The organism is Mesorhizobium sp. P3_A9, from assembly GCF_056402975.1.
Genome location: NZ_JBFUGJ010000507.1, coordinates 1 through 4,588, shown reverse-complemented (window position 1 = coordinate 4,588; position 4,588 = coordinate 1). Strand labels below are relative to the sequence as shown.

Here is a 4,588-nt window from a genome sequence, read left to right as displayed (position 1 = left end):
GTTCTGGCGCCGGCCGCAATTGCTTCTCCTGCTCATGCTTTTGCCGCCGGTCCTGTGGCTCGGCATTGTCTATATCGGCTCGCTGTTCGCCCTTTTGGCGCAGAGCTTTTTCTCCATCGACGAGTATTCCGGCCTCATCAACCGCCAGTTCACGCTGAAGACCTATGGCGACCTGCTCCAGCCGGCCAATCTCGACATCATCCTGCGCACGGTGACGATGGCGGCTCTGGTCACGCTGGCCTCGGCCATCGTCGCCTTCCCCATCGCCTATTACGCGGCCCGCTATGCCCGTGGCCGCTGGAAGGCGCTGTTCTATCTCGGCGTCATGCTGCCGCTGTGGTCGAGCTATCTGGTCAAGATCTACGCCTGGAAACTGATCCTCGCCAAGGAAGGCATTTTGACCTGGCTGCTGGCCAAGCTGCATTTGCTGTGGGTGCTCGATGCCTGGTTGTCGCTGCCGGTCGTCGGCGGCAATTCGCTGTCGGTGTCGTTCACCGGCACCTTCATCGTCTTCGTCTATGTCTGGCTGCCCTTCATGATCCTGCCGGTTCAGGCAGCGCTCGAACGTGTGCCCGGCAATCTGGTCGAGGCCTCGTCCGATCTCGGTGCTTCGCCAGGGCAGACGTTCCGCAATGTGCTGTTTCCGCTGGCGCTGCCCGGCATCGTCGCCGGCTCGATCTTCACCTTCTCGCTGACATTGGGCGACTACATCATCCCGCAGATCATCGGCACGTCGCGCCTGTTCATCGGCCAGGCCGTCTATTCGCAGCAAGGCACAGCCGGCAACATCCCGCTCGCCGCCGCCTTCACCGTCGTGCCCATCGTCATCATGGGTTTCTACCTCTGGGGCGCCAAGCGCATGGGGGCCTTCGATGCGCTCTGATCGTGGCCAGTCCGCACCTCTTTCGCTGAAGGTCGCCGCCGCTTGCGGCCTGCTGTTCCTGCATCTGCCGATCCTGCTGATCTTCGTCTACGCCTTCACCACGGAGGAGAAGAGCTTCGTTTGGCCACCGCCAGGGCTGACCACGCAGTGGTTCGCCGTCACCTGGAACCGGCCTGACGTCTGGGAGGCGCTGTCGCTGTCGGTGCGCGTCGCCGCCATCTCGACGGCGATTGCGCTGATCCTCGGCACGCTCTGTTCAGCGGCGGTGTCACGGACAAAATTCTTCGGCCGCGAAACCATCTCGCTGCTGGTCATCCTGCCGATCGCGCTGCCCGGCATCATCACCGGCATCGCGCTGCGCTCGGCTTTTTCGCTGGCCGAGATCCCGTTCTCGTTCTGGACGATCGTGCTCGGCCACGCCACCTTCTGCGTCGTCGTCGTCTACAACAATGCGGTCGCCCGCTTCCGCCGCACCTCCGGATCGATGATCGAGGCCTCGATGGATCTCGGCGCCGACGGCTTCCAGACCTTCCGCCATGTCGTGCTGCCCAACATCGCCACCGCGCTGCTCGCCGGCGGCATGCTGGCCTTCGCTTTGTCCTTCGACGAAGTCATCGTCACCACCTTCACCGCCGGCCAGCAGCAGACGSTGCCGATCTGGATGCTGGAGGAACTGATCCGTCCGCGCCAGCGCCCGGTCACCAATGTCGTGGCCATGGTCGTCGTGCTGGTGACGCTGCTGCCGATCCTGTTTGCCTATTACCTGACCCGCGACGGTGACCAGATCGCCGGCAGTGGAAAATGAAAACAGCGAATAGGGAGTAGCGAATAGCGAATAGGGAAGATCGATGGTCAAACCCTAATAGCTACTCGCTATTCGCTACTCGCTCCTGATCAAGGAGACCCCACAATGGACACCCAGATGCTGATCGGCTCGAAATTCGAGAAGGGCACAGAAGCCGAAGAGCCGATCCTCAATCCGAAGACAGGGGCGACCATTCTCAACCTGCCCGAGGCCAGCCAGGTGCAGATCGAGGCGGCGGTCATTGCAGCCGAACAAGCGTTCGTCTTGTGGTCGCGCACGACGCCGGCGCAGCGCTCCGGCTACCTCTTGAAGATCGCCGACCGCATCGAAGCCGAAGCGAAAGAGTTCGCGGCACTCGAAGCGCTCAATTGCGGCAAGCCGATCAATGCCGTGCTCAATGACGAGATCCCAGCGATCGTCGACTGCTACCGCTTCTTCGCCGGCGCTGTCCGCTCGATGCCGGGCGTTGTCGCCGGCGAATATCTGCCCGGTCACACCTCGATGGTGCGGCGCGACCCGATCGGCATCGTCGCTTCGATCGCGCCGTGGAACTATCCGCTGATGATGATGGCCTGGAAACTGGCGCCTGCGATCGCCGGCGGTAACACTGTCGTCTTCAAGCCGTCGGAGCAGACGCCGCTGACGGCGCTGAAGCTGGCCAAAATCCTCGCCGATGTCCTGCCCGAAGGCGTCGTCAATGTCGTGCTTGGCCGCGGCGACAGCGTCGGCAACACGCTGATCAACCATCCCAAGGTCAACATGATCTCGATCACCGGCGACGTCGCCACTGGCAAGAAGGTGCTGCAGGCCGCTGCCAAGTCGGTCAAGCGCACGCATCTCGAACTCGGCGGCAAGGCGCCGGTCATCGTCTTCGACGACGCCGATCTCGGTGCCGTCGTCAACGGGTTGCGCGCCTTCGGCTACTACAATGCCGGCCAGGACTGCACCGCCGCCTGCCGCATCTATGCCGGCAAGAAGATCTACGACAAGCTCGTCGCCGATCTCTCTTCGGCCGTCTCGACCATCAAGTACAACCAGCCCGACGACACCGAAAACGAGATCGGCCCGCTGATCTCGCGCCGCCAGCGCGACCGTGTCTCGAGCTTCGTCGAACGAGCTTCCGAGTTGAAGCACATCGAGATCACCACCGGCGGCAAGCCGGGCGAGGGGTCAGGCTTTTACTACCAGCCGACCGTCGTCGCCGGTGCGCTGCAGGAGGACGAGATCGTGCGCCGCGAAGTGTTCGGGCCGGTCGTCTCGATCACTCGTTTCACCGAAGTCGACGAGGCGGTGAATTGGGCCAATGACAGCGATTACGGCCTGGCGTCATCGGTGTGGACCAAGGATGTCTCGCGCGCCATGGCGACGGCGGCCCGCCTGCAATATGGCTGCACCTGGATCAACACCCACGCCGGATGAGGGGCAGCGCAAACCTTGCAAAGTTGGCTCCGCCCCTCATCTGCCTGCCGGCATCTTCTCCCCGTAAACGGGGCGAAGACCTCTACTCCACGATGCGATAGATGTTCCACAGGCTGGTGCCCGACACGACATAGGGCTCTATCTCCTTGCCCCATTTGGCGTGCGCGTCGATCTTGCCGATCTTGGCGAAGAACGATTCCAGCTGGGCCAGGCTTTCGACCTGGTGGTGCGACTCGACCGTTGCCTCCCGGGCGCCGATCGATCCCGTCATGATCTGGAATTTGAGGTCGGCGATACCGACCTGGGAGCCGATCTCGCGTTCCCACTTTTTCAACAGTTCGAGCACGGTCTGCTTGTGCCCGAACTTGGCGTCGATCTGCCATCTGGCGCTGAACATGTTGGTCGTCCTCCGAGATTGCGGTTGAGCCCGCGGTTGATTTACTCGTCCCAGGCCTGCACGACGGTCTGCCGTGCGATGCGTCCGTTCTTCAGCTCCAGCATTGCCGCGGCGAACACTTTCGTGCCGTCCGGATAGGCGCAGGCCTGGGTGAAGGCGAGGCTGTCGCCGTCGGCGATCGTGGTGTCGACCTTGTGGGTCATCGCCCGGCTGCAAATGTCGTCCCAGAAGGTGGCGATCGCCGCGCGCCCGCGGACTTCGCGCGGCTTGCTCGGCGGGTTGTTGCGGTCGATCACCCGCACCACCGCGTCGTCGGCATAGAAGCTCGACAGCATCTTGCCGTCGCGGCCCTCGATCGCCTTCTTGATCGCCGCGCCATCCACAACTTGAGTCTTGGTCAGCATTTTATCCTCCATGTGCCCGTCTTCACGATCGGGCGGTTGATATTCGGTAGGCACTGCCCGGCGCTCGCCGCCAGGCAGGGATTTTCACTGCGACTTCGCCTTGACGGCCGCGAACACGTCGTCGGTCTGCTTCTTGAACGTGGCGAGATCGACCTGGCTGCCGTTGAGGATCGTCGACCAGTGGCGCACGATCGCCGCCATCGCGATCGTCTCCTTGATCTCCTCGTCGCTGGCGCCATTGAGCTTGGCCGCCTCGGTGTGGAAGTAGATGCAATATTGGCAGGGAATCTGTGAGGCGACCGCAAGGCCCATCAACTCCTTGGTCTTGCCGTCCAGAGCGGTTTTCGGGTTGAGCTGGACGCCCTTGATTTCAGCCCAGGCGCCGGCGATCGCGACATCAGGCAAGGTCTTGAACATATCCGGCACCGAGCCGAGCGTTGCCTGGATGTCCTTGTAGGCGGCCGTTGCCGCCGCATCCTCGGCTTTTGCGGGAGTGATCGTGAACAGCGCGCCAATGCTTGCCGCGATCACCAGTGATCTGACATTCCGCTTTGACTTGAGCATTTCATCCTCCGTTCGCAGCGCCTCCCGGCGATATCCGCCTTGGCCTGCATGGGGGAATTGATAGCGCTTACGTCGGCCTGGCCGCTTCGCCCGGACGGGCCATGGCTCTCATGGCC

At 62.6% G+C, this 4,588-nt stretch carries 5 protein-coding genes and 1 pseudogene; 3 read left to right on the top strand and 3 right to left on the bottom strand.

Annotated elements, in window-relative coordinates; translation table 11 throughout:
• The 3 genes and pseudogenes from AC1DX0_RS33475 to AC1DX0_RS33465 all read left to right on the top strand — a co-directional run.
• On the top strand, nucleotides 1-883 hold an 883-nt coding region (locus AC1DX0_RS33475; protein ID WP_477358645.1), incomplete at its 5' end, for an ABC transporter permease.
• Nucleotides 873-1,688, top strand: a complete 816-nt coding sequence (locus AC1DX0_RS33470) for an ABC transporter permease (protein ID WP_477358643.1) — start codon at nucleotides 873-875, stop codon at nucleotides 1,686-1,688. The genes AC1DX0_RS33475 and AC1DX0_RS33470, both read left to right, overlap by 11 nt.
• A gap of 105 nt (nucleotides 1,689-1,793) precedes the next feature.
• Nucleotides 1,794-3,098: pseudogene (locus AC1DX0_RS33465) on the top strand (gamma-aminobutyraldehyde dehydrogenase); the annotation flags it as partial.
• 91 nt (nucleotides 3,099-3,189) lie between these two features.
• Here the strand turns inward: AC1DX0_RS33465 and AC1DX0_RS33460 are convergent.
• The 3 genes from AC1DX0_RS33460 to AC1DX0_RS33450 form a co-directional block, all read right to left on the bottom strand.
• Complete coding sequence (locus AC1DX0_RS33460; protein ID WP_477223133.1) at nucleotides 3,190-3,504, bottom strand: hypothetical protein; 315 nt, start codon at nucleotides 3,502-3,504, stop codon at nucleotides 3,190-3,192.
• Nucleotides 3,505-3,545: 41 nt separating this feature from the next.
• A complete protein-coding gene (locus AC1DX0_RS33455; protein WP_027043650.1) occupies nucleotides 3,546-3,908 on the bottom strand; it encodes a nuclear transport factor 2 family protein in 363 nt (120 codons plus the stop codon).
• Nucleotides 3,909-3,992: 84 nt separating this feature from the next.
• The gene (locus AC1DX0_RS33450) at nucleotides 3,993-4,472 is read right to left on the bottom strand and encodes a carboxymuconolactone decarboxylase family protein (protein WP_477223132.1); all 480 of its coding nucleotides are present in this window, start codon (nucleotides 4,470-4,472) and stop codon (nucleotides 3,993-3,995) included.
• Nucleotides 4,473-4,588 lie beyond the last annotated feature (116 nt).

Excerpts from the sequence above, each read along its gene's own strand:
- AC1DX0_RS33460 (WP_477223133.1), bottom strand. The coding sequence starts at position 3,504 with ATGTTCAGCGCCAGATGGCAGATCGACGCCAAGTTCGGGCACAAGCAG.
- AC1DX0_RS33455 (WP_027043650.1), bottom strand. The coding sequence starts at position 3,908 with ATGCTGACCAAGACTCAAGTTGTGGATGGCGCGGCGATCAAGAAGGCG.
- AC1DX0_RS33450 (WP_477223132.1), bottom strand. The coding sequence starts at position 4,472 with ATGCTCAAGTCAAAGCGGAATGTCAGATCACTGGTGATCGCGGCAAGC.